Genomic DNA, 19,246 nt, shown 5'->3' on the forward strand with positions numbered 1-19,246 from the left:
TCGCCGCACGTGCTGCCGGGCTCGCGCGACGGGTTCCGGATGGGTGACGCGAAGCTGGTCGACACGATGATCGTCGACGGCCTGTGGGACGTGTACAACCAGTACCACATGGGCATCACGGCGGAGAACGTCGCGAAGGAATACGGGATCACGCGCGAAGAGCAGGACGCATTCGCGGCGCTGTCGCAGAACAAGGCGGAAGCCGCGCAGAAGGCCGGTCGTTTCAACGACGAGATCGTGCCGGTGTCGATACCGCAGCGCAAGGGCGAGCCGCTGCAGTTCGCGACGGACGAATTCGTGCGTCACGGCGTGACGGCGGAATCGCTGTCGGGCCTGAAGCCGGCGTTCTCGAAGGACGGCTCGGTGACGGCGGCGAACGCGTCGGGTCTGAACGACGGCGCGGCGGCGGTGCTGGTGATGTCGGCGCAGAAGGCGGCGGCCCTGGGGCTGACGCCGCTTGCGCGGATCAAGGCGTACGCGAACGCGGGGGTGGATCCGAGCGTGATGGGGATGGGTCCGGTGCCGGCCTCGCGCCGTTGCCTGGAGCGTGCGGGGTGGACGCCGGGCGACCTGGACCTGATGGAAATCAACGAGGCATTCGCGGCGCAGGCGCTGGCGGTGCACAAGCAGATGGGCTGGGACACGTCGAAGGTGAACGTGAACGGCGGCGCGATCGCGATCGGCCACCCGATCGGCGCATCGGGCTGCCGGATCCTGGTGACGCTGCTGCACGAGATGGTCAAGCGCGACGCGAAGCGCGGGCTGGCGTCGCTGTGCATCGGCGGCGGGATGGGCGTCGCACTCGCGGTCGAACGTGGCTGAGCAGGGCGTCGCGCAGAGGTCTGACGACGATATCGCGCGGAGCAGGCAACCAACAACAAGCGTGATGTTCCGGTGCGCGCCCGCCCGTAAAGGGTGGCCGCGCATCGCAGCGGTGGGGCGGCAGCATGTGCCATGCCGTCGCTCCGCATCATTGACTACTTTTTTTGTCGGTAACTTATAGGATGACTAAGCGAATTGCGGTTGTGACAGGTGGAATGGGCGGTCTTGGTGAAGCGGTCAGCATCCGGCTGCACGATGCGGGTCACCAGGTCGTCGTCACGTATTCGCCGAACAATGCCGGCGCCGATCGCTGGCTGACCGAGATGCACGCGGCCGGCCGCGCATTCCACGCATATCCGGTCGACGTGGCCGATCACGACTCGTGCCGGCAGTGCATCGAGAAGATCGCCGAGGACGTCGGCGCGGTCGACATCCTGGTGAACAACGCGGGCATCACGCGCGACATGACGCTGCGCAAGCTCGACAAGGTCAACTGGGATGCGGTGATCCGCACCAACCTCGATTCCGTGTTCAACATGACCAAGCCGGTCTGCGACAGCATGGTCGAGCGCGGTTGGGGGCGCATCGTCAACATCTCGTCGGTCAACGGCTCGAAGGGCTCGGTCGGTCAGACCAACTACGCGGCCGCGAAGGCGGGCATGCACGGCTTCACGAAATCGCTCGCGCTCGAGATCGCGCGCAAGGGCGTGACGGTGAACACGGTGTCGCCGGGCTACCTCGCGACGAAGATGGTGACGGCGATCCCGCAGGACATCCTCGATACGAAGATCCTTCCGCAGATTCCGGCGGGACGGCTCGGTCAGCCGGAGGAAGTCGCGGCGCTGGTCGCGTATCTCTGCTCCGAGGAAGCGGGCTTCGTGACGGGCTCCAACATCGCGATCAACGGCGGCCAGCACATGCACTGACGCGCGGCGGCCCGGCGGCGTTCGCGCGCGTGTCCGGGCCGCGCTCCCGCTGTATCCAGCGCCGGGGCGGCGCGCACGCGCGCGGCACCGGCCTCGCATTCCGGAGGACGCATGGGCGACACCTGGATGGGACTCGCGATCGGCGGCTCGGCACTGGCCGTCGCGCTGACGATGGCGATCGCGCTTCACTGGCTGGAGCGGCGCCGCGCGCGGCTGCTGCGCAACTTCGATCATCGCGATTGCTGGCTCGTCGCGTACGGCAAGCGCCTCGCGCGCGGGCCGGCGCGCCGCACCCGCGGCGGCGCGCGATAAAGGCGGCGCGGCGGCGCGATTCGCGCGTCTGCCGCATCTCGCCGCTCGCGCATCCGATCGGCGATGCGCGCGCCGCCCGCGTTCAATCGCTCTTCTTCTGCGCGCCTTCGCCCGAATCGCTCTTGTGGAAGATCCGCTTCGTCGTGCGCTTGGTGGCATCCCAGCCTTCGCGCGACGCATGCGCGATGCCGTGACCGACCGTCTTCGCGGCGCTCGCGGTCGCATGACCGAAGCCGCGTGCGGCCTCGCCGGTCTTGTGGGCGGCTTCCTTCGAATCCCGTTTGATGTCCTGCTTCACTTCGGACATGTCTGCGTGCGCGATCGGGCTGATCAGCGCGAGAACGAGCGCGGTGCGAATGAACTGACGTGCTTTCACGACCTGATTTCCTTGGGCAAATTCATCGGGGATCGGCGTCGCCGGCCGGCGACGGACGAAATGCGCCGGCCGCCGATGCATCGAGCATCACGGCGGCACGGCCGCTGAGCAGCACGCGCTCGCCGCAGCGCAGCGCGAAGCCGTACAGCACGGAGCGGTTATCGCCGCCGATGCGCTCGGCCTCGATGGTCAGCGGCAACGCGAACGTGTCGAGCCGGTCGACGAACGCGTCGACGTTGCGCACGCTGGCGAGATAGCCGACGCGCGGGCGCGTTTGTTCCGCTTGTTCCGGTCGCTCCGCCTGCTGCGTGCCGAGCAGCGCGCCGTGCACGGCCATCGCCTGCGCGGCATATTCGATTCCGCAGACCGACGCGAGCCGGCCTTGCGAACGCAGCGGATTGTGCGGATCGCGATGGCTCGTCGCGCTGCAGCGGATGCGTGCGGCATCCCATGCATCGACGCGATCGAGCAGGCACATCGCGCCGTCGTGCGGGATATGCGCGGCGATCCACGCTTGATCGAGCGCGGGTATTCGTGACGATGCGGGCGTGGTCATTGCGCGTGCTCCGCTGCGCCATCCGGCATCGCGACATCGACCTGCACGCGCGTATCGGGCAGATAGTCGAGCACGACCCGCGCCGGGCGCCGCGCGGCGAGCGCGTCGAGCAGCGGCAGCGCGCGTGCGGCCGGATTGCCGGTGCGCAGCGCTTCGAACCCGGCGTTCGCGAGCGTGGTTGCCGGTGCGTCGGTCAGTTGCACGTCGATGCGCGCGAGCGCGCGCCCGGTCGAGTCGGGTGCGAGCACGAGCGCGACGCCGAATGCGTCGACGATCGGCCGCACCGCGTGCAGCGGCTCCGGATAGTCGGTGTCGTACGCGATCAGCAGGCTCGGAACGCGGTCGACCGCGACCTGGCACAGGCTTTCGAGCAGGCCCGCGCAAAAGCTGCCGTCGTGCGCGCACAGCACGTTCGACGTCGCCATCGCACGCGCCGCGATGCTCCAGTAGCCGGCCGGCGCGTTGTGCACGGAGTTGTGGAACCGCGTGGGCGACAGCTGGCGATCGTCGCCGGCGAGCGTTTCGCAGATCGCGTGGCAATTCTGGCCGTCGCCGCCGGATGCGCTGAACACGGTCGCGAGCGCGGCGGCGTCGCGCCCGCTCGCGGCCGCCGCTTCGTGACCGACCGCGAGCGCGACGCGCACGACGGGGCCGGTGCGGCGGCGTTCCGCCGGCGGCAGGCCGGCCGGCGGCGGCAGCACGGTGCGCGCGTTCGCATAGGCTGCGCGGCCCGCGAGCACGTCGGCCGCGTGCGGCCAGTCGTTCAGTCCCGGCCCGATCAGGCCGACGCTTTCGATGAAGGCGGTCAGCATCATGTCGGCTCCCGGCGGCTGGCAGGCTCGGCGCGGCCGAGGATCAGGCTGCAGTTCGTGCCGCCGAAGCCGAACGAATTGGACAGGACGGCGCGAATGCGCGCGTCGCGGCTGGCGAGCACGTAATCGGCGGCCAGCGCCGGGTCGGGTTGCGTCGTGTTGACGCCGGCCGGCACGAACTGCTCGCGCAACGCGAGCGCGGCGACGACGGCTTCGAGCGCGCCGGCGGCGCCGAGCGTATGGCCGGTCGCGCCCTTGGTCGAGCTGCACGGCGTGCGCGCGAGCAGCGCGCCGACGGCGTGGCTTTCGGCGGCGTCGTTGCTGGGCGTCGCGGTGCCATGCAGGTTCACGTAGTCGATCCCGCTCGCGTCGAGGCCGGCCGATGCGAGCGCCTGTTCGATCGCGATGCGCGCGCCGAGTCCTTCAGGGTGTGGCGACGACATGTGATGCGCGTCGCTCGATTCGCCGATGCCGAGCAGCAGGATCGCGTCGTCGTCGTCGAGCGCGGCGGGCGAATCGGGCACGCGTTCGAGCAGCGCGAACGCGGCGGCCTCGCCGATCGAGATGCCGTCGCGCGCGACGTCGAACGGCCGGCACGGCCGGCGCGACAGCAGTTCGAGCGAATTGAAGCCGTACAGCGTCGTGAGGCACAACGAATCGACGCCGCCGACGACGGCCGCGTCGATCAGCCCCGCGTCGATCATCCGGCGTGCGGAGCCGAACACCTTGGCGCCCGACGAGCACGCGGACGAGATCGCCGTCGCGGGCCCGCGCAGCGCGAAATACGCGCGCACGAACGCGGCGACCGAATACGGGTTGTGCGTGTGCGCATAGCGGAACCCGGCCGGCAGCGCGCCGCTTGCCGGATCGCGGTGCGCGTACGCGCGCTCGGTTTCGAGGATGCCGGACGTGCTCGTGCCGATGAACACGCCGACGCGCGCCGCGCCGTAGCGCGATACGGCCGCCGCGACGTGCGCGTCGAAGCCGTCCTGGACGAGGCCGAGTTGCGCGAGGCGGTTGTTGCGGCAGTCGAAGTCGGCGAGATCCGCGCGCACGGGCTGCGCATCGACGCCGTCCACGGCGCCGATCCACGTGTCGAGATCGGCGCGTTCGAAGTGGCACGGCACGAGGCCGCCGCGCGCGTTGCGCAGTGCGTCGAGCGTCGCGTCGAGGCCGCGGCCGATGCAGCTGGTGGCGGTGAAGTGCGAGAGCAGGAGAGGTTTCACGAAGGTCGCATCCGGTGGCCGGAACGGGCGCCGCGGCGAGGCTGGCGGGCGCGCCGGGCGTGGTCAGATTTTATCAAGCGGGGGTGTCGCAATGCCCGTCTGGCGGGGCGGCTCGGGCCCGAGCGCGGCGCGCAGCGTGATCCAGTGCAACTGCGCGTCGGCGGCCGCGCGCAGCACCGCCGGCAGCACGTCGAGCACGACCGGCTCGCCACGCGTATCGCGGGCCGCATGGCCGTCGTGCACGAGCAGGATGTCACGCGGTGCGAGGTCTTTCAGCAGGCGGCGCGCGACGGTGCCCGCGTCGTGTGCCCGCGTGTCGAAGCCGCGCCGCGTCCAGCTCGCGAGCTGCAGGCCGAGCTCGCACAGCACCGGTTCGAGAAACGGATTGCGCAGGCCGGCCGGCGCGCGGAAGAACCGCGGGCGCGTGCCGGCGATGTCGGTCAGCGTCTGCTGCGCGGCCGCGATCTCGCGCCGCAGTGCGGCGGGCCCCGACAGCGAGAACGTATGCCGGTGCCGCTGGCTGTGATTCTCGATCGCATGGCCGCGCGCGACGATCGCTTCGATCCACTGCGGATGGCGGCGCGCGAGATCGCCGATGCAGAAGAAGGTTGCGCGCGCATCGTAGCGGTCGAGCAGGTCGAGCACGCGCGGCGTGACGTCCGGGTCCGGGCCGTCGTCGATTGTCAGTGCGATCCGGCGGCCGGCGCCGGCGGGCAGGCGCGTCCAGTTCGGGCCGAGCAGCGTGCTGCGCGGCCACAGGCCCGCGGCGGTCAATGCGAGATGCGACGCGACCACGCCGCCGGCGGCCCACGTCCACGTGGCCGGCTGTGCGACCACGGCCGCGAGCGCGCCGACGTGCAGCGCGGCCGTGCCCGTAATCAGCGGCGTCGGCTTCCAGCGGCGTGCATCGTCAACGGACGAAACGGATGCGCGCGCGTTCATGCATGCCCTCCTGTCGGACGCGGTCGCGGGCTATCGGTGCGCGGCGTGTGCGGCGCGAGAATCGCCGCGAACGCGAGCGCCAGCATCGCGCCGGGGCCGACGGTCAGCCCGAAGGTTTCGAGCAGCGGCACGCTCGACAGCGCGAGCAGTCCGAAGCCGGCGACGGTTGCGAGGTTCGCGATCAGCAGCGACACGAGCGTGTACGGCGTGATCGGCTGCGCATCGTCGCGCTTGCAGAAGAACAGCGCGTAGTTCGAGCCGACCGCGACGATCAGCAGCATCCCGACGAGGTGCAGGATCGTCAGTTGCACGCCGGCGAGCGCGAAGCCGGCGGCCACGACGAGCACGGCCGCGACGAGCGGTGCGAGCGCGCGCGCGACGCGTCGCGGCGAGCGCAGCGCGATCAGCAGCAGCACGGCGATCGCCGCGAAGCCCGCGAGCGACAGCCGGATGTCCTCGTGCACGTAATCCACGTACAGGCGATCGGCCTCGGCCTTCATGTCGATGAACAGCGCATCGGGCACGCCGGCGCGCGCGACGGCCGCGCGGATCGGCGCGGCATCCAGACCGGGCGACGGCTGCGTGGCGGTGCGCGCGACGTCCGGTGCGCGCAGCGGCAGCATCGCGCTCCAGCGGCCGGCGCGCTCGGTCAGCAACGCGTCGACGGCGAGCGCCATCGACGTGCCGCGCAGATCCGCGCGCGTGAGCAGCGGCGCGTGACGCGCGGCGTCGACATCGGCGATGAACGGGGCGAACAGCCCGGGCTTGACCGCGATCGGCTGGTTCTCGACCGCGTCACGCATCCTTGCGGCAAGCACGTCGGGCGCCGGCAGGCTCGCCTGGCGCGCGCGCTGCGCAGCGTCGCTCGGCAGGTAGCGCGCGGGACTTTCGAAACCCGCGAGCGCACCGCGATCGACGAGCGGCTGCAATTGCGCGGCGACGCGTTCCGCGCGTTCGAGCGCAGCCTGTTCGGTCGGCGCGGAAATCACGACGAGGTAGCGCACGTCCGGTGCGCCGACGTCGGCACGCAGGCGCGCGTCGAGCGCCTGCGCGCGGGCGGGAACGGGGCTCAGCGCGGCGAGCTCGCGGCTCCACAGGCCGCCTCGATGCAGCACGAGCGTCGCGCACGCGGCGAGCACGAGCACGGCGAGCGGCCAGCGCAGCCGCGGCGCCGCATCGGCCGCGCGTGCGAGCACGGCGCCCGCGCGCGACACGTCGCGAATCGCAACGTGCTCGCCGCGCAGGTGCGGCAGCACGAAGCGCGTGACGAGCGCGGCGGACGTCAGCCCGGCGATCGAATACAGCCCGAGCTGCACGAGGCCGGGGAAGCCCGAGAACAGCATCGACGCGAAGCCGCACACGGACGTCAGCACGCCGAGCCGGATCGTCGGCCAGTATGCGGCGATCCAGGCGCGCGTCGCGTCGGCGGGCCGTTCGGCGCCGCGCGCCGCACCCGGTGCCGATTGCACGAACAGGTAGATCGAATAGTCGACGGCTTCGCCGATCAGCGTCGTGCCGAAGCCGAGCGTCAGCCCGTGGACCGTGCCGAACGCGACGCTGACCGCGGCGATGCCGGTCGCGACGCCCGTGAGCACCGGCAGCAGCCCGAGCGCGAGCGTGCGCGGCGAGCGATACAGCGTCAGCAGCAGCGCGACGATCAGCACGACGCTCGCCGTCGACAGCCGCTCGACGTCGTGCCGGATCGTGTCGCGCGTCTCGACCGAGAACACGCCGGGCCCCGTCATCGCGAGCGTGTACGCGCCCGGGTTCGGCAGCGCCTGCGTCGCGGCGGAGAACGCGCGGCGCACGGCGTCGAGCGCGCGTGCCTGCGCATCGGTGTCGGAGCCGGCGGCGGCCGTCTGTGCGACGAGCACGGCGCGCGCGCCGTCGCGCGACGCCCACACGCCGTCGCGCAGGGCCGGCTGCGCGCCGCTGTCGAGCTGGTCGACGAGCGCACTGACTTCGCCGGTCGGATCGCGCGGCAGCATCGCCTTCGCGACGAGGCCTGCCGACGAGCTCAGCAAATCGAGGCTGTTGCCGAGTGCCTGATGCAGCCCGTCGGCGCTGAAGCGCTGCGGCGTGACCGTCGGGCTCAGCAGGTAGCGATGGTCGAACACGAACTGCCGGTCGCGCGCGTCGTTCACGGCCTCGCCGTTGTTGACCGCCGAGAATTGCCGGTCCGCGCGCAGCGTGCCCGCCACGCGGCGCGACAGCGCGGCACGCGTGGTCGCGTCGCCGCCGTCGATCGCGACGAGGATCAGCCGCGACACGATGCCGTCGCGCAACTGGTCGACGAGCACGCGCTGCCCGGCGCTCGGCGCGCGCGGCAGGAACGCGGACAGGTCGGCCGTGAAGTTCGCGCGGGCGATCGCAATCCCGCATGCGACGAGCGCGAACAGCCACACGAGCACGGCGCGCCGCTGCCACACGGGCACGCGGCGAGCGACGGGGGCGGGCGGCCGGGCGCGTTCGTTCATCTCGTCCATCAGTTCGCGGCGACGGGTTGCAGGCGCATCAGCGAATGGTCGCCGTCGGCCTGCCGGATCGCGACGCTGCGCAGCGCGTCGCGCGTGCCTTCGAGCGTGATCGTGCTGACCACCTTCAGCATCCGCGAATCGAGCGGCGTGAGCGTCAGCGTCCAGTCGTCGCCGCGTCCGGCGAGCGCGACCTTGTAGACCTGCTCGAGCGCGAAGCGGTTGCCGGAGAGCGTCGCGCGGATGCTGTCGATGAACGCGCCGAGTTCCGGGTAGCGAGACAGCGCGAGCGTGTACTTGTGGTTGTTGCGCTCGACGGTGAGCATGTCGCCGTCGACGACGAGATGTTCGGGCTTCGGGCTCAGCGTGTGCTTCTCGAGATGGTCGGGCGCGACGAACACGAGTTCGCCCGACGATTCGATCGGTTGCGCGGCGATCGACAGGGTCTTCGTCTCGGTGAACGTCGCGCGGCCGGACTTGTGCTGCGCGAGCGTCGACATCAGCCGGTCGAGCGTCCACGCCGAGCCGGTGTCGGCGGCATGCGCGGGCGTCGCCAGCGCGACGGCGGCCGTGACGGCGAACGTGCGCACCGCGCGGCGCAGCGCGAGCGGAAGCCAGGAGCGGTGAACGGCGGTCATGCGTCGGAATCCCTCGTGGCGGTCAGATCGGTATGCGCGCGCGCATCGTCGCGGCGCGCGGCGATCTCGTCGCTCCGCCAGAAATCGAAATAGTTGAACCAGTTGTACGGCGCCGCGCGGCAGTACCGGTCGAGCAGCGCGACGTAGCGCGCGAGCGCCGCGTCGACGGCCGCCGCGCGCGCATCGCGGCGCACGTCGGAGAAGTCGGCGAGCGTCTCGAAGTGCACATCGTAGCGGTTGCCGTCGCGGTAAAGGCCCGTCATGAAGAGCACCGGACGCCGCAGCATCGCGGCCATGTACAGCGGCCCGAGCGGAAACGCGGCAGGCGCGCCGAGCAGCGGCAGCCGCCGCAGCGACGCGGCCGCATCGTCGAGCAGCGTGCGGTCGGCCAGCATGCCGACCATGCAGTTCGCGTCGAGCCGCTCGCGCACTTTCAGCATCGAGTCGACCTGTCCGAGCGGAATCACTTCGGGCTTCGCGGCCGGGTTCACGGCGGCGAGCGTCGCGTTGATCTTGCGCGCGTTTTCTTCATACATCGTGACGACGACGCGCAGGTCCGGACGCGTGCGGCCGATTGCGCGCACGACTTCGAAGCTGCCGAGGTGTGCGCCCAGCATGAACGCGCCGCGCCCGCCGGCGAGCGCGTCGTCGACGAGCGTTGCGCCGTGCAGCCGGATGTCGAACAGGTCGAAGCGGCCGTTCATCAGGTAGATGCGATCGTGGATCGTCGCCGCGAACGTGAACACGTGGCGGTACACGTCGCGCCAGCGCGCGGGACGGCCGAGCGCGCGGCGCAGATAGTCGCGCGACGCCGCGCAGGCGGCCGGCGAGAACAGCACGAAATACGCGGCGATGACGTGCAGCACGACGCGCGACGGCCGTCGACCGAAGTACAGCGAGATCCACGTCATCGCGCGCAGCAGCGCGGCGTTGCTGCGCTCCTGGCGCTCGGCCCACGCGGTGCGTTTCATGGCCGCGCGCCGTCCTGCGGGCCCGGCGGGGCGGACAGCATGCCGGTCGCGACGTCGCGCGGGCCGACCCGCAGCGTGAAGCGGATCGCGCCGCCGGCCGCCGCCTCGAACGCGAGGTCGACCGGTTCGCCGGGCGCGACCGGGCTCAGGAATTTCGCGGAAGCGAGCCGCCACGTGTGCAGCGGGCGGTTCAGCGACGCGCCGAGTGCTGCGATCGCGTGATCGAGCAGCACGACGCCCGGCACGATCGGATGACCGGGGAAATGACCGGGCAGCGCCGGATGATCGGCGGGAATCGTGAACGCGAGCGGCCGCGCGTCGGCCGTGGCGGTGCGCGCGTGCCGGGCGACGAGCGCGGCGAGCACGTCGCGCGGCAGCTTGCCGGTTTCGTTGCGCGGCAATGCCTCGACGAACACGAGCGGGCGCGGCATGAATGCGGAATCGATCCGTTCGCGCAGCGCGCGCTGCAGTTCGGCTGCGGCAAGCGTCGGCGCGACCACGAGCGCAACCAGACGCGTGACGGATTCGCGGTCGGCCTCGCCGTTGGCCGGCGCGGTGTCGTCCGGCATGAAGAACACGCCGTCGACCACACCGGCAATCGCGTTCAACTGATGATTCAGGTACGCGAGCGACGTGCGCTTGCCGGCGATGTTGACGAGGTCGGCCTTGCGGCCGTGCAGCAGGAACCGGCCGTCGTCGAGCAGTTCGAGCGCGTCGCCCATCGGCACGGGCGTCTCGACGTGCCCGCCCGACACCCACACGGTCGGCCCGCCGTCGTCGCTCGCATGGCCGTGATCCGTTGTGTCATGCGTGTCGCGCGCGTCGAGCCGGATCTCCGGGAACAACGACCAGGCCGCGCCCTGCGACGTGCGGCGCGTGGCGATCTGGCCGGTCTCGGTGCTGCCGTAGATTTCGACGAGCGGCGCGTGGAGCGCGGCTTCGGCTTCGCACGCGAGTTTTTCCGACAGCGGCGCGGTGGCCGACAGCACGAGCGCGGCCGGCGGCAGCGCATGGCCGGCCGACAGCAGTGCGCGCAGGTGGGTCGGCGACGTGACGAGCACGCGCGGCTGCGGGATGGCCTGCAACGCCTCGCGAATGTCGACCGGGTAGAACGGCTGGCGGTTGCTGAACGCGAGGCCGCCGATCAGCGCGAGCAGCACCGTCGATTCGAAGCCGTACATGTGCTGCGCGGGCACGGTGCCGATCAGCGTGGCCGCGTCGCCGTCGAGCAGGCCGAGGCGGTCGGCCGCGGCGCGCACGCAGCCGACGAGGAAGCCCCAGGTCTTGCGGTGCGGCACCGGCGCGCCGGTCGAGCCGGACGTGAACACGTACGCCATGATCCGCGCCGCGTCGATCCGCGGCACCACGAAGTGCGCGTCGCCGGCAAGCGCGGCGGGGGCGGCGTCCGGATACGCGAAGCGCGGCAGGTCGATCGTGCAGTCCGGCGCGTCGTGCAGGCAGAACGCATCCGGCGCGAACGACGCGAGCTGGCGAACCGTTTCCGGCGTGTGCGTCGACGGCAGCAGGCTGATCCTGCCGGCGACGAGCGCCGCGCACAGGCTGACGGCGAAGCGGTAGCGGTCGCGGCACACGTTGAACACGTGGCCGCCGGCGGGCAGCGCGGCGGCCACGCGCATGACGTCGGCGACGAACGCACGCACGGTGACGGGCGAGCCGTCGCGCCAGGCGATCGTCTGGTCCGGCGAGGAATGGAATACCAGCGGGTGAGTCGGCATAAATCAACGGAAACGGAAGGCGGTGACCGGCGCGGCCGCGAAGCGGCGCCACGCCGGTCGTGAATTCATCGTGACGGCTGCGTCGACGCGCGGTACGCACGCACCGCGTCGATCATCCGCGGCCGCGCGTCGTCGGGCAGCGCGAAGCGCCGGCACGCATGCTCGGCGGCGAACATCACGGCGACGAGCGGCAGCGACAGGTAGTTGGCGAAGGTCGACCACGCGACGATCGGCGCGGCCGCGAACATCAGCGTCGACACCGCGGCGATCGCGACGAAGAACAGCGTCCACGCGAGCGTGATGCGCCGCGTATAGCGCGCGACGGGCGGCGTGATCGTGCCGTGGATCATCGTCGCGAAGCGCGTGCAGAGCGGCATCTGGCCGGCCGCGAGCGTGCGGCCGAACAGCAGCGCCATCGCGAGGTTGAAGCTTGCGTGCTCCAGATACAAACCCCATTCGAAATGCCGCGCGAGCGGCATGCGTGCGGCCCACAGCACGGCGGCGACCAGCAGCCACGCCGGCACCAGCCATGCGCGTCGCGGCGAGCGCCACGCGGCACCGAGCGCGATCAGCAGCGGCGGCACGAGCGCCATCGCGAGGCCGAAGCCGTGCGCGCCGGGCGTCGCGGCCGCATGGTGCGCGCCGATCTGCCAGGCCGCCACCGCACCGACCGCGCCGACGCCGCGCGCGACGTTCAGCAGCGTGCTCATGGCCGCGCTCCATGCGTGCCGGGCAGGCGCGCGTTGCCGGCGGTCGCGGCATGGCGGCCACGCGGCAGGCAAAGCGGCGAGCGAGGCTGAGCGGAACGGTCGAACGGGCGCGGCATGGCGGCTGGAAACATCGGACGGATCGAGGCCCGGACGCAAGCGTCGGGCCGTTAAACATCATATGAAAGGCAGCCGGGGCAGGTGCATCGTCCGGCTGTCGTGCACGCACATTTTAGGGCCCCGGCACCGCGGTTCGGAGCAGGCGCGGCCGGGTTTTGTAACCGAATGTATGGCAGCGCGCTGAACGTTTCCCGATGACGATTCGTTTACATCCGAAGCGGCTCAAGCGTCTCGTGCGATCCGGTCCCGACAGGGGCCTCGGCGGGGCCCTTCAGTCTGTAACCATTCGCGGTATACGCGTCGATACCCATCGTCTAGAATCCGCGTAACTTTTACAAACGATCCCCAGATTACGCAGGCGGGGAAGCCGGCAGACACCGGAGGGACGGAGATTTGCACGCGCCGGGCGTGCACGACAGTTGCCGTTTCCGGGCGCCTTCCGCTGCCATGGGCCGCCTGCCCGCAAGCATGATGAACGCACTGGAACAAGAGCTCGCCACGCTGATCATCGGCGAACTGAATCTCGAAGACGTCCCGCTTGATACGGTGACGGCCGGGACCCCGCTGTACGGCGAGGGCTTCGGGCTCGACTCCATCGACATCCTGGAAATCGCGCTGCTGATCTCGAAGAAATACGGCTTCGAGCTGCGCTCGGACAATCCGGACAACAAGCAGATCTTCGCGACGCTCGGCGCGCTTGCCGGGTACGTCGCCGCCCATCGCACGAAGTGACGGCGGCGCGCGCGGTCGCGACGCGATACGCGGAGGATGACGGCATGCGGCGATGGTCGCTGGGCGGCACGCCGCCGCGTCGATCGAGGTGGAACGCGATGAACGGAGCAATTCGATGCGGGCGCTCGTAACGGGCGGCAGCGGCGCACTCGGGCAGGCGATCTGCACGGCGCTCGCGCAGGCCGGCCATGAAGTGTGGGTGCATGCGAACCGCAATCCCGAGCACGCGGAGGCGGTCGCGCAGCGGATCGTCGCGGCCGGCGGCGCCGCGCACGCAATCGCGTTCGACGTGACCGACGCCGATGCGACGCTCGCCGCGCTCGCGCCGTTCATCGACGATGCGCCGGTGCAGATCCTCGTCAACAACGCGGGCATTCACGACGACGCGCCGCTGGCCGGGATGTCGCGCGAGCAGTGGCGCAGCGTGATCGACGTGACGCTCAACGGTTTTTTCAACGTCACGCAGCCGCTGTTGCTGCCGATGATCCGCACGCGGCGCGGCCGGATCGTCAATATCGCGTCGGTCGCCGGCGTGACCGGCAACCGCGGGCAGGCGAATTACGCCGCCGCGAAGGCGGGGCTGATCGGCGCGACGAAGTCGCTGTCGCTGGAGCTTGCGTCGCGCGGCATCACCGTGAACGCGGTCGCACCCGGCATCATCGAATCGCCGATGGCCGAGCACGCGTTTCCCGCCGACCGGATCAAGCAGCTCGTGCCGGCGCAACGCGCGGGCCGGCCCGACGAAGTCGCGGCGATGGTCGCGTATCTGGTATCCGATGCGGCCGCCTATGTGACCGGGCAGGTGTTGTCCGTCAACGGCGGGCTCGCATGACGACGACGCACGCAGCGTCGGATTGACGCGGCGCAACGCGCGCAACGCGGCGTGTAGCAACCGTGGTGCCGCGAGCCTGCGCCGCTTAGTGAGGAAATCGAAGTGTCAGTGCATCCAGTCGACGCCGAACGGCGAGCGTGTTCCCTGTCGTCCGCCACGGCGGCGGTCGCGCGCGGCCGCATGGCAGCCGGGCTCGCCGCGGACGGCGGCAATCGTGCGCTGCGACTCGTCCGGATCGATCACGCGCGGCTGGCGGTGCGCCTGCACGATGCGCAACGGCGCGGCGACACGTTCGACCAGGTGTTTCCCGGCGCGCTGGGCGCGGTGTGTATCGGCGCGGCCGGCGTGTCGACCGACGCGATGGCGCGCCTGCTGACCGATGCCGCGCCCGACCTGCCGCTCGCGCCCGTACCGATGGCGCTGCTCGACGCCGGCGGTCACGCACGCGCCGGCGCCGTCTGCGAAATCTGGCAGTGCGACGCGCCCGACCTGCGCAGCGAACGGCGCGGCGCGCTGCAATACCGCTACAGCGAAACGGCGGGGCTCGTGTTCGGCAGCATCGTCGTGCAGGAAGCGACCGGTGTGACGGGTGCGGATCGCGACGGCGGCATGCCGCTCGAACGGGCGACCCATGATGCGTACCGCGCGCTGTTCGACGTGCTCGATACGCTCGGCATCGTGCATCCGCTGCGGATCTGGAACACCGTGCCGGCGATCAATGCGCAGCAGTTCGGAATCGAGCGCTATCGTCAGTTCAATATCGGCCGTCAGCGCGCATTCGACGCGTGCCGCCGCGCGCTGACGGGCGGCGTGCCGGCCGCGTGCGCGCTCGGTTCGATCGTGCCGGTCGCGGGCGACATGCCGCCGGCCGCGCCGCTCGCGATCCATTTCATCGCGAGCCGCACGCCGGCCGATCCGGTCGAGAACCCGCGCCAGGTCAGCGCGTATCACTACCCGGCGGAATACGGCCCGCGTGCGCCGACGTTTGCGCGCGCGGCCGCATGGAGCGACGGCGATGCGCCGCCGCTGCTGTTCGTGTCGGGCACCGCCAGCATCGTCGGACATCGCACCGCGCATCGCGGCGACGTCGTCGCGCAAACGCGCGAGACGATCGCGAACCTGGCCGCCGTGCTCGAGCAGGCCGCGCGGCAGGGGCATGGCCCGTTCGCACTGGCCGACCTGAGCTATCGCGTCTACGTGCGCGACGCCGCCGATGCCGCGGCGCTCGCCGCGATCGAACGCGCGTTGCGCGATGCGGCCGGCCCCGACGTGCGGCCGCTGTTCGTCCACGCGGACGTGTGCCGCGACGATCTGCTGGTCGAGATCGAGGCGAGCGCCGGGCATCCGCTGGAGCCGTTGTCGTGAAGCGCGCGGGCCTGTCGCTGCGCGAACCGTCGACGCGCGCGGGCGGCGTCGACGCAGCCTGTCCGCTGTCGCCCGCAGGTCATACACTTTTGTCAGGATCACCGTCTTCGCAATCGGCCGTTCCCATGTCCAAGCTGCACGCCTCGTCCACTCATCTCGTTCTGATTCCGAGCTACAACCCGGGCGCCAAGGTCGACACGACCGTGCGCAACGCCCGCGCGCAGTGGAATCCGGTGTGGGTCGTCGTCGACGGCAGCACGGACGGCAGTGCCGAGCGGCTGCAGGCGATGGCCGAGCGCGATCCGGGGCTGCGCGTGATCGTGCTGCCGGAGAACCGCGGCAAGGGCGCAGCGGTGCTCGCCGGGCTCGACGCGGCCGCCGCGAGCGGCTTCACGCACGTGCTGACGATGGATTCGGACGGCCAGCATCCGGCCCAGCTGATTCCCGACTTCATGGCCGCGTCGCAGGCGGCGCCCGACGCGATGGTGCTCGGCCTGCCGAAGTTCGATGCGAGCGCGCCGCAACTGCGCGTGCAGGGCCGCCGGCTGTCGAACGCGTGGGCCGACCTCGAGACGCTGTGGGCCGGGATCGGCGATTCGCTGTACGGCTTTCGCGTGTACCCGGTCGCGCCGCTCGCCGCGATCATGCACCGGCAGCCGTGGATGCGCGGCTTCGACTTCGATCCCGAAGCGGCGGTGCGACTGTGCTGGGCCGGCGTGCCGCCGATCCGCATCGAAGCGCCGGTGCGCTACTTCGGCGAGCACGAGGGCGGCGTGTCGCATTTCCACTATGGCCGCGACAACGCGCTGCTCGCATGGATGCATCTGCGGCTCTTCGCCGGTTTCGTCGCGCGGCTGCCGATGCTCGTCGCGCGACGGCTGACGCGCCGGTCGCGCTCGCCGTTCAGCCGGTCGCCGGGTCGCAGCGATTGATTGCGTTTTCGGCATCAATTCGCTGGATGATCGGGCATTGCGTGTCGAATCGGCAAGTAATCAAGTTGTCATGCGTTGTAAACAACTGGTAATTTTCTGCCGGATTATGCAAAATCGCCGCTCCTAAATACAACTATCGAGGGATCCGGGATGCATATCAAGAAAGCGGCGGCAGCATGTGGCGTGGCGTTCCTGTTGAGCGCATGCGGCGGGATGCAGAGTCTCGACGCGAACAGCCTGACGTCGGCGGGGACCAACCTGTTCAAGGCGGCAACGCTGTCGGACACGGACATCGCAGCCCTGTCGAACGATTCGTGCAAGGCGAGCGACGCGGAATCGAAGATCGCGGCACCGAACAGCGCGTACTCGAAGCGTCTGACGAAGGTGATGAAGGGCTTCGGCGACATGACGCTGAACGGCCAGAAGGTCAACTACAAGGTCTACGTGACCAAGGACGTCAACGCGTGGGCGATGGGCAACGGCTGCGTGCGCGTGTACAGCGGCCTGATGGACATGATGAACGACGACGAACTGCGCGGCGTGATCGGTCATGAAATGGGCCACGTCGCACTGGGTCACTCGAAGAAGGCGATGCAGACGGCCTACGCGGTCAGCGCGGCGCGCAGCGCGGCCGGCGCGGCGTCGCCCGGCGTGGCGGCACTGACGAGCTCGCAGCTCGGCGACATCACCGAGAAGTTCATCAACGCGCAGTTCTCGCAGACGCAGGAAAGCGCGGCCGACGATTACTCGTTCGACCTGATGAAGCAGAAGGGCATGAACCAGAAGGGCCTCGTCACCGCGTTCCAGAAGCTCGCGCAGCTCGACGGCGGCCAGAGCTCGATGATGAGCTCGCACCCGTCGTCGGCGAGCCGTGCCCAACACATCCAGGATCGCATCGCGAAAGGCAGCTGACCGCCTCGTGCGGCGCCGGTGCGGCACGCCCCGGCGTCCGGCGCGATGAAGAAAAACCCCACGCTCGTCCGGGCGTGGGGTTTTTGTTTTTCGGGGGTGCGTGGCGCAGCGGTGCGGCTTACGGCACCATCCCCGGCAGCACGTAGGCCTGCACGAGCGTGATCAGGCCGACGATTACGACGAACAGCAGGCTGTGGCGCACGGTGAAGCGGAACAGCTCGGACTCCTTGCCGACGAGGCCGGTCGCCGCGCAGGCCACTGCAATCGACTGCGGCGAGATCATCTTCGCCGTGACGCCGCCCGTCGTGTTCGCGGCGACCGCGAGCGTTTCCGGCACGCCGAGCTGGTGCGCGGTCGTCTGCTGCAGCGAGCAGAACAGCGCATTCGACGACGTGTCCGAGCCCGTCAGGAACACGCCGAGCCAGCCGAGGAACGGCGAGAAGAACGGGAACGCGGCGCCGGTCGCGGCCAGCATCAGCGCGAGCGTCGACGACATCCCCGAGTAGTTCGCGACGAACGCGAACGCGAGCACCAAGCCGATCGACAGGATCGGGCGCGTGAGTTCCGACAGCGTTTCGCCGAACGTGACGAGCGCATCGCGCGGCTTCATCCGCAACAGCACCATCGAGATCAGCGCGGTCACGAGGATCGCGCTGCCGACCGCCGACACGAGATCGATCTTCAGCACGGCCTCGAGCGCCTTCGGCGTCGCGGCGATCGGCGCGGTTTTCACGACCAGCTGGTCGAGCCCCGCCACATGGAACTTCAACACGGTCGACGCGAGCGCGCCGTGCGCGGCGAACAGCGCCTTGAACGGCGCGATGCTCCACACGGTGACGACGGCGGTCAGGATCAGGAACGGCGACCATGCGCGCACGGTCTGCGCGAGCGTGTACGGCGACGCCTGACGGCTCGTGCGCGCTCCCGCAACGTTGCTGCCCGCGCCGAACCCGCCAAGCGCCGCGCCGCCGCCCGAAGCGACGATGCCGCCGGCCGTCTGTTTCGCGCTGCTCGGCTGCCACACCTTCAGGAAGGCGGCGAGCGCGACGAGGCTGACGAGCGACGACGTGATGTCCGGCAGCTCGGGCCCGATGTGGTTCGACGTGAAGTACTGCGTGATCGCGAAGCTGCCGCCCGCGACGAGCGCGGCCGGCCACGTCTGCCGCACGCCGCGCAGCCCGTCCATCATGAACACGAGCCAGAACGGCACCGCGAGCGACAGCAGCGGCAACTGGCGGCCGGCCATCGCGCCGATGTGCATCGGGTCGATGCCCGTCACCTGTCCGGCGACGATGATCGGAATGCCCATCGCGCCGAACGCGACCGGCGCGGTGTTTGCAATCAGACACAGTCCTGCCGCGTGCAGCGGCTTGAAGCCGAGGCCGACCAGCAGCGCGGCCGTGATCGCGACGGGCGCGCCGAAGCCGGCGGCACCTTCGAGGAACGCGCCGAACGAGAAGCCGATCAGCAGCATCTGCAGCCGCTGGTCGTCGGTGATCGACAGCACCGACGCGCGGATGACGTCGAACTGGCCGGTTTTCACGACGATCTTGTACAGGAACACGGCCGCGACGATGATCCACGCGATCGGCCACAGGCCGTACGCGAAGCCGAAGCCGGCCGCCGCGAGCGCCTGCGGCACGGGCATCCCGTACGCGAGGATCGCGACGCCGAGCGACAGCAGCAGCGTGATCGCGGCGGCGACGTGCCCCTTCATCCGCAGCGCGGCGAGCGCGACGAAAAAGAAGATGATCGGAATTGCGGCGACGAACGCCGACAGCCCGAGGCTGCCGAGCGGGGTGTAGATCTGATGCCAAACCTGCATGGGTGTCTCCTCCATGGATTTCTATTGGTA

The 19,246-nt window shown here is 70.3% G+C and carries 19 protein-coding genes; 8 read left to right on the forward strand and 11 right to left on the reverse strand.

Annotated elements, in window-relative coordinates:
* The 3 genes from BME24068_RS00005 to BME24068_RS00015 form a co-directional block, all read left to right on the forward strand.
* A partial coding sequence (locus BME24068_RS00005; protein ID WP_174924804.1) for an acetyl-CoA C-acetyltransferase occupies nt 1–822 on the forward strand: 822 nt, incomplete at its 5' end.
* A 182-nt stretch (nt 823–1,004) separates the two neighbouring features.
* A complete protein-coding gene (phbB, locus tag BME24068_RS00010) occupies nt 1,005–1,748 on the forward strand; it encodes an acetoacetyl-CoA reductase (protein WP_174924805.1) in 744 nt (247 codons plus the stop codon).
* A gap of 111 nt (nt 1,749–1,859) precedes the next feature.
* Nucleotides 1,860–2,060, forward strand: a complete 201-nt coding sequence (locus BME24068_RS00015) for a hypothetical protein (protein WP_096508670.1) — start codon at nt 1,860–1,862, stop codon at nt 2,058–2,060.
* 82 nt (nt 2,061–2,142) lie between these two features.
* Here the strand turns inward: BME24068_RS00015 and BME24068_RS00020 are convergent, their stop codons facing one another.
* From BME24068_RS00020 to BME24068_RS00065, 10 genes are all read right to left on the reverse strand, one after another.
* On the reverse strand, nt 2,143–2,436 hold the full coding sequence (locus BME24068_RS00020) for a hypothetical protein (protein WP_096508671.1): 294 nt from the start codon (nt 2,434–2,436) through the stop codon (nt 2,143–2,145).
* Between the two features lie 22 nt (nt 2,437–2,458).
* The gene (locus BME24068_RS00025; RefSeq protein ID WP_174924806.1) at nt 2,459–2,992 is read right to left on the reverse strand and encodes a hotdog family protein; all 534 of its coding nucleotides are present in this window, start codon (nt 2,990–2,992) and stop codon (nt 2,459–2,461) included.
* Entirely contained in the window at nt 2,989–3,807 is an 819-nt protein-coding gene (locus BME24068_RS00030; protein ID WP_174924807.1) for a beta-ketoacyl synthase chain length factor, read from the reverse strand. The genes BME24068_RS00025 and BME24068_RS00030 overlap by 4 nt, the downstream gene beginning before the upstream one ends.
* Nucleotides 3,804–5,030: a beta-ketoacyl-[acyl-carrier-protein] synthase family protein gene (locus BME24068_RS00035; RefSeq protein ID WP_174924808.1), complete on the reverse strand. Its 1,227-nt coding sequence runs from the start codon at nt 5,028–5,030 to the stop codon at nt 3,804–3,806. The genes BME24068_RS00030 and BME24068_RS00035 overlap by 4 nt, the downstream gene beginning before the upstream one ends.
* 63 nt (nt 5,031–5,093) lie before the next feature.
* Nucleotides 5,094–5,972 (reverse strand): polysaccharide deacetylase family protein, encoded by an 879-nt coding sequence (locus BME24068_RS00040; RefSeq protein ID WP_174924809.1) that lies wholly within the window; start codon nt 5,970–5,972, stop codon nt 5,094–5,096.
* Nucleotides 5,969–8,449: an MMPL family transporter gene (locus BME24068_RS00045; RefSeq protein ID WP_174925069.1), complete on the reverse strand. Its 2,481-nt coding sequence runs from the start codon at nt 8,447–8,449 to the stop codon at nt 5,969–5,971. Before BME24068_RS00045 ends, BME24068_RS00040 begins: the two co-directional genes overlap by 4 nt.
* 8 nt (nt 8,450–8,457) lie before the next feature.
* On the reverse strand, nt 8,458–9,084 hold the full coding sequence (locus tag BME24068_RS00050; protein ID WP_174924810.1) for an outer membrane lipoprotein carrier protein LolA: 627 nt from the start codon (nt 9,082–9,084) through the stop codon (nt 8,458–8,460).
* The gene (locus BME24068_RS00055) at nt 9,081–10,055 is read right to left on the reverse strand and encodes a lysophospholipid acyltransferase family protein (protein WP_096508677.1); all 975 of its coding nucleotides are present in this window, start codon (nt 10,053–10,055) and stop codon (nt 9,081–9,083) included. Before BME24068_RS00055 ends, BME24068_RS00050 begins: the two co-directional genes overlap by 4 nt.
* Nucleotides 10,052–11,791 (reverse strand): AMP-binding protein, encoded by a 1,740-nt coding sequence (locus BME24068_RS00060; protein WP_174924811.1) that lies wholly within the window; start codon nt 11,789–11,791, stop codon nt 10,052–10,054. Before BME24068_RS00060 ends, BME24068_RS00055 begins: the two co-directional genes overlap by 4 nt.
* Nucleotides 11,792–11,856: 65 nt before the next feature.
* Nucleotides 11,857–12,501 (reverse strand): COG4648 family protein, encoded by a 645-nt coding sequence (locus BME24068_RS00065; RefSeq protein ID WP_174924812.1) that lies wholly within the window; start codon nt 12,499–12,501, stop codon nt 11,857–11,859.
* Between the two features lie 564 nt (nt 12,502–13,065).
* On the opposite strand from BME24068_RS00065, the gene BME24068_RS00070 reads away from it, so the two are divergent.
* The 5 genes from BME24068_RS00070 to loiP all read left to right on the forward strand — a co-directional run bounded on the left by BME24068_RS00070 (nt 13,066) and on the right by loiP (nt 17,391).
* Nucleotides 13,066–13,350, forward strand: coding sequence for a phosphopantetheine-binding protein (locus BME24068_RS00070; RefSeq protein ID WP_096508681.1), 285 nt, complete (start codon nt 13,066–13,068; stop codon nt 13,348–13,350).
* Nucleotides 13,351–13,465: 115 nt separating this feature from the next.
* Nucleotides 13,466–14,182, forward strand: coding sequence for a 3-oxoacyl-ACP reductase FabG (gene fabG / locus BME24068_RS00075; RefSeq protein WP_174924813.1), 717 nt, complete (start codon nt 13,466–13,468; stop codon nt 14,180–14,182).
* Between the two features lie 102 nt (nt 14,183–14,284).
* Nucleotides 14,285–15,547 (forward strand): chorismate transformation FkbO/Hyg5 family protein, encoded by a 1,263-nt coding sequence (locus BME24068_RS00080; RefSeq protein ID WP_174924814.1) that lies wholly within the window; start codon nt 14,285–14,287, stop codon nt 15,545–15,547.
* Between the two features lie 125 nt (nt 15,548–15,672).
* A complete protein-coding gene (locus tag BME24068_RS00085; RefSeq protein ID WP_174924815.1) occupies nt 15,673–16,479 on the forward strand; it encodes a glycosyltransferase family 2 protein in 807 nt (268 codons plus the stop codon).
* 150 nt (nt 16,480–16,629) lie between these two features.
* Entirely contained in the window at nt 16,630–17,391 is a 762-nt protein-coding gene (gene loiP / locus BME24068_RS00090; protein ID WP_096508684.1) for a metalloprotease LoiP, read from the forward strand.
* A 118-nt stretch (nt 17,392–17,509) separates the two neighbouring features.
* Here loiP and BME24068_RS00095 read toward each other — a convergent pair whose 3' ends face one another.
* Nucleotides 17,510–19,216 carry a lactate permease LctP family transporter gene (locus BME24068_RS00095; RefSeq protein WP_174924816.1) on the reverse strand — a complete coding sequence of 569 codons (1,707 nt, stop codon included), beginning with the start codon at nt 19,214–19,216 and terminating at the stop codon, nt 17,510–17,512.
* Nucleotides 19,217–19,246 lie beyond the last annotated feature (30 nt).

This window comes from Burkholderia anthina, assembly GCF_902498995.1.
Classification (GTDB): domain Bacteria; phylum Pseudomonadota; class Gammaproteobacteria; order Burkholderiales; family Burkholderiaceae; genus Burkholderia; species Burkholderia anthina.